This window comes from Streptococcus sanguinis SK1 = NCTC 7863, from assembly GCF_000194945.1.
Taxonomy (GTDB): Bacteria; Bacillota; Bacilli; order Lactobacillales; family Streptococcaceae; genus Streptococcus; species Streptococcus sanguinis.
The window spans coordinates 1-4932 of sequence record NZ_GL878510.1; the positions used below are offsets into that span (position 1 = coordinate 1).

1 tRNA gene and 2 rRNA genes are annotated in these 4932 nt (G+C 50.5%); all 3 read right to left on the reverse strand.

From position 1 onward, the window contains the following. Window positions 1–39: 39 nt before the first annotated feature. Window positions 40–2940: ribosomal RNA gene (locus tag HMPREF9378_RS01870) — 23S ribosomal RNA — on the reverse strand. Between the two features lie 127 nt (window positions 2941–3067). Continuing rightward, window positions 3068–3140: transfer RNA gene (locus tag HMPREF9378_RS01865), tRNA-Ala, on the reverse strand. Between the two features lie 64 nt (window positions 3141–3204). Next, window positions 3205–4752, reverse strand: a 16S ribosomal RNA gene (locus HMPREF9378_RS01860). The 16S and 23S rRNA genes sit together here with 1 tRNA gene alongside, the layout of an rRNA operon. Window positions 4753–4932 lie beyond the last annotated feature (180 nt).

Below are 4932 nucleotides of genomic sequence, written 5' to 3' on the forward strand. Positions count from 1 at the left end.
CTCTAAACCATTCGCTGCACTCTGATGAAGCTCTTATTCTAGGATAAGTCCTCGAGCGATTAGTATTAGTCCGCTCCATGTGTCACCACACTTCCACTCCTAACCTATCAACCTGATCTTCTCTCAGGGCTCTTACTAACTTGCGTTATGGGAAATCTCATCTTGAGGTGGGTTTCACACTTAGATGCTTTCAGCGTTTATCCCTTCCCTACATAGCTACCCAGCGATGCTCTTGGCAGAACAACTGGTACACCAGCGGTAAGTCCACTCTGGTCCTCTCGTACTAGGAGCAGATCCTCTCAAATTTCCTACGCCCGCGACGGATAGGGACCGAACTGTCTCACGACGTTCTGAACCCAGCTCGCGTGCCGCTTTAATGGGCGAACAGCCCAACCCTTGGGACCGACTACAGCCCCAGGATGCGACGAGCCGACATCGAGGTGCCAAACCTCCCCGTCGATGTGAACTCTTGGGGGAGATAAGCCTGTTATCCCCAGGGTAGCTTTTATCCGTTGAGCGATGGCCCTTCCATACGGAACCACCGGATCACTAAGCCCGACTTTCGTCCCTGCTCGAGTTGTAGCTCTCGCAGTCAAGCTCCCTTATACCTTTACACTCTGCGACTGATTTCCAACCAGTCTGAGGGAACCTTTGGGCGCCTCCGTTACCTTTTAGGAGGCGACCGCCCCAGTCAAACTGCCCGTCAGACACTGTCTCCGTAGATGATAAACCTACCGGGTTAGAGTGGCCATAACACAAGGGTAGTATCCCAACAACGCCTCCATCGAAACTGGCGTCCCGATCTCTTAGGCTCCTACCTATCCTGTACATGTGGCACAGACACTCAATATCAAACTGCAGTAAAGCTCCATGGGGTCTTTCCGTCCTGTCGCGGGTAACCTGCATCTTCACAGGTACTAAAATTTCACCGAGTCTCTCGTTGAGACAGTGCCCAAATCATTACGCCTTTCGTGCGGGTCGGAACTTACCCGACAAGGAATTTCGCTACCTTAGGACCGTTATAGTTACGGCCGCCGTTTACTGGGGCTTCAATTCATACCTTCGCGTTACCGCTAAGCACTCCTCTTAACCTTCCAGCACCGGGCAGGCGTCACCCCCTATACATCATCTTACGATTTAGCAGAGAGCTGTGTTTTTGATAAACAGTTGCTTGGGCCTATTCACTGCGGCTGACAAAAGTCAGCACCCCTTCTCCCGAAGTTACGGGGTCATTTTGCCGAGTTCCTTAACGAGAGTTCTCTCGCTCACCTGAGGCTACTCGCCTCGACTACCTGTGTCGGTTTGCGGTACGGGTAGAGTATGATACAACGCTAGAAGCTTTTCTTGGCAGTGTGACATCACTCACTCGCTACTAAACTTCGCTCCCCATCACAGCTCAACGTTACAGGTATAAGCATTTGACTCATACCACGCCTCACTGCTTAGACGTACATCCATTCGTACGCACGAGTTAGCCTACTGCGTCCCTCCATCACTTCATACTCTAGTACAGGAATCTCAACCTGTTGGCCATCGGATACACCTTTCGGTCTCTCCTTAGGTCCCGACTAACCCAGGGCGGACGAGCCTTCCCCTGGAAACCTTAGTCTTACGGTGGACAGGATTCTCACCTGTCTTGCGCTACTCATACCGGCATTCTCACTTCTATGCGTTCCAGCGCTCCTCACGGTACACCTTCTCCACACATAGAACGCTCTCCTACCATACCTATAAAAGGTATCCACAGCTTCGGTAAATTGTTTTAGCCCCGGTACATTTTCGGCGCAGGGTCACTCGACTAGTGAGCTATTACGCACTCTTTGAATGAATAGCTGCTTCTAAGCTAACATCCTAGTTGTCTGTGCAACCCCACATCCTTTTCCACTTAACAATTATTTTGGGACCTTAGCTGGTGGTCTGGGCTGTTTCCCTTTCGACTACGGATCTTAGCACTCGCAGTCTGACTGCCGACCATAATTCATTGGCATTCGGAGTTTATCTGAGATTGGTAATCCGGGATGGACCCCTCACCCAAACAGTGCTCTACCTCCAAGAATCTTCATGTCGACGCTAGCCCTAAAGCTATTTCGGAGAGAACCAGCTATCTCCAAGTTCGTTTGGAATTTCTCCGCTACCCACAAGTCATCCAAGCACTTTTCAACGTGCCCTGGTTCGGTCCTCCAGTGCGTTTTACCGCACCTTCAACCTGCTCATGGGTAGGTCACATGGTTTCGGGTCTACATCATGATACTAAAGCGCCCTATTCAGACTCGGTTTCCCTACGGCTCCGTCTCTTCAACTTAACCTCGCATCATAACGTAACTCGCCGGTTCATTCTACAAAAGGCACGCTCTCACCCATGAACGGGCTCGAACTTGTTGTAGGCACACGGTTTCAGGTTCTATTTCACTCCCCTCCCGGGGTGCTTTTCACCTTTCCCTCACGGTACTGGTTCACTATCGGTCACTAGGGAGTATTTAGGGTTGGGAGATGGTCCTCCCAGATTCCGACGGGATTTCACGTGTCCCGCCGTACTCAGGATACTGCTAGGTACAGAATCTATTTAAAATACGAGGCTCTTACTCTCTTTGGCTGACTTTCCCAAGTCATTCTTCTATAAATTCTGAGTCCACAGCGCAGTCCTACAACCCCGAAGAGTAAACTCTTCGGTTTGCCCTCCTGCCTCTTCGCTCGCCGCTACTAAGGCAATCGCTTTTGCTTTCTCTTCCTGCAGCTACTTAGATGTTTCAGTTCACTGCGTCTTCCTCCTCATTCCCTTAACAGAAATGGGTAACAGGCATCAACCTGTTGGGTTCCCCCATTCGGACATCCCCGGATCAAGTGCTTACTTACAGCTCCCCGAGGCATTTCGTCGTTTGTCACGTCCTTCATCGGCTCCTAGTGCCAAGGCATCCACCGTGCGCCCTTACTAACTTAACCTTATTTTTGACCTTTCAGTCTTAAACTCATTAATTTTCACAGCGTTTTCGGTTTATTTTCTTGTTACTATTTGATATCGGTATTCAATTTTCAATGGACAAGTTCTTTATCTAGTCAAACTAGATAATGGAGCCTAGCGGGATCGAACCGCTGACCTCCTGCGTGCAAAGCAGGCGCTCTCCCAGCTGAGCTAAGGCCCCACATAGCCCTCTCAAAACTAAACAAGACTCAAGTGCATTCCGTGTGTCCTTACGGACTCCTTAGAAAGGAGGTGATCCAGCCGCACCTTCCGATACGGCTACCTTGTTACGACTTCACCCCAATCATCTATCCCACCTTAGGCGGCTGGCTCCTTACGGTTACCTCACCGACTTCGGGTGTTACAAACTCTCGTGGTGTGACGGGCGGTGTGTACAAGGCCCGGGAACGTATTCACCGCGGCGTGCTGATCCGCGATTACTAGCGATTCCGACTTCATGTAGGCGAGTTGCAGCCTACAATCCGAACTGAGACTGGCTTTCAGAGATTAGCTTGCCGTCACCGGCTTGCGACTCGTTGTACCAGCCATTGTAGCACGTGTGTAGCCCAGGTCATAAGGGGCATGATGATTTGACGTCATCCCCACCTTCCTCCGGTTTATTACCGGCAGTCTCGCTAGAGTGCCCAACTGAATGATGGCAACTAACAATAGGGGTTGCGCTCGTTGCGGGACTTAACCCAACATCTCACGACACGAGCTGACGACAACCATGCACCACCTGTCACCTCTGTCCCGAAGGAAAACTCTATCTCTAGAGCGGTCAGAGGGATGTCAAGACCTGGTAAGGTTCTTCGCGTTGCTTCGAATTAAACCACATGCTCCACCGCTTGTGCGGGCCCCCGTCAATTCCTTTGAGTTTCAACCTTGCGGTCGTACTCCCCAGGCGGAGTGCTTAATGCGTTAGCTGCGGCACTAAGCCCCGGAAAGGGCCTAACACCTAGCACTCATCGTTTACGGCGTGGACTACCAGGGTATCTAATCCTGTTTGCTCCCCACGCTTTCGAGCCTCAGCGTCAGTTACAGACCAGAGAGCCGCTTTCGCCACCGGTGTTCCTCCATATATCTACGCATTTCACCGCTACACATGGAATTCCACTCTCCCCTTCTGCACTCAAGTTAAACAGTTTCCAAAGCATACTATGGTTAAGCCACAGCCTTTAACTTCAGACTTATCTAACCGCCTGCGCTCGCTTTACGCCCAATAAATCCGGACAACGCTCGGGACCTACGTATTACCGCGGCTGCTGGCACGTAGTTAGCCGTCCCTTTCTGGTAAGATACCGTCACAGTGTGAACTTTCCACTCTCACACCCGTTCTTCTCTTACAACAGAGCTTTACGATCCGAAAACCTTCTTCACTCACGCGGCGTTGCTCGGTCAGGGTTCCCCCCATTGCCGAAGATTCCCTACTGCTGCCTCCCGTAGGAGTCTGGGCCGTGTCTCAGTCCCAGTGTGGCCGATCACCCTCTCAGGTCGGCTATGTATCGTCGCCTTGGTGAGCCGTTACCTCACCAACTAGCTAATACAACGCAGGTCCATCTGGTAGTGATGCAATTGCATCTTTCAATTAATTATCATGCAATAATCAATTTTATGCGGTATTAGCTATCGTTTCCAATAGTTATCCCCCGCTACCAGGCAGGTTACCTACGCGTTACTCACCCGTTCGCAACTCATCCAAGAAGAGCAAGCTCCTCTCTTCAGCGTTCTACTTGCATGTATTAGGCACGCCGCCAGCGTTCGTCCTGAGCCAGGATCAAACTCTCATTAAAAAGTTTGAGTTCGCACTCATTACTGTCCACTGACAGATTTATTTTCGCTTTTTTGACAGGTTACATATCTCTATGTCACCCTGCACTTGGTTCGTCTTGTTCAGTTTTCAAAGGGCTTTGTCTTTCGCGACAACTATATTAGTATATCACCTATACCTCCTACCTGTCAATACCTTTTTT